General features: G+C 72.3%; 1 protein-coding gene. It reads right to left on the reverse strand.

From position 1 onward, the window contains the following. Window positions 1–521 (reverse strand): FAD-dependent monooxygenase (locus ACQRUO_RS39585; RefSeq protein WP_428321022.1); only part of this gene is annotated, 521 nt, incomplete at its 3' end. Window positions 522–746 lie beyond the last annotated feature (225 nt).

Genomic DNA, 746 nt, shown 5'->3' on the forward strand with positions numbered 1-746 from the left:
CCGTCGGCGGCCAGGACATAGCGCGCCCGCACCCGGGTCTGCTCGCCTTGCCGGCGGTCGACGAGCACGGCCGCGACACCGTCGCTCTCCTCGGCCAGCTCGACCAGTTCGACCCCGAACCGCACCGGTGCCTTCGCCGCGGCCAGCAGCCTGGGCTCCAACCGATCCTGGGAGGTCACCACACCCATCTCGGGGCTCTGCGGGATCGGCGCGTTGACCCCGGCCATCGCCGCGGTGGCGAAGTCTCGGTCGAACAGGGTGTCGCGGAACCGGACGCGGCCGTATGCGGGCGCGAACGCGCCGGCCGCGACCTGGCCGGCGATCCCGAACCCGCGAAAGATCTCCATCGAGCGGACGTTGACCAGCCGGGAACGTGGAAACGGCGACAGTCGGCCGTGTCTCTCGACCAGCAGCGTACGCACACCCCAGCGTTCCAGCAGCACGCGGGCGGTCAGCCCGACCGGCCCACCACCGACGATCAACACCTCGACCTCGGCAGCCTCGGCGTCCGCTCCAGACATTTCGTGCTCCTGCATGTGAATCGGATATCTCGGCGCCGCCTCCTCCTGCTGCCGCGCCCCCGGCGTCGACCAGCGCCGCGCCCAAGCTGGCGAACCCGCATCCCGCTGGCCGCGCGGCCTGATCAGGCAGGATCGGGACCCTATGGGCAAGCATTCGCGTACCGGGCCGCCCCCGCCACCGCAGAACCGCCACCGCCCACTGGCCCGGGCCTGCCGCCACACCGG

Origin of the sequence: Kitasatospora sp. LaBMicrA B282 (assembly GCF_050325825.1) — a bacterium.
GTDB lineage: Bacteria > Actinomycetota > Actinomycetes > Streptomycetales > Streptomycetaceae > Kitasatospora.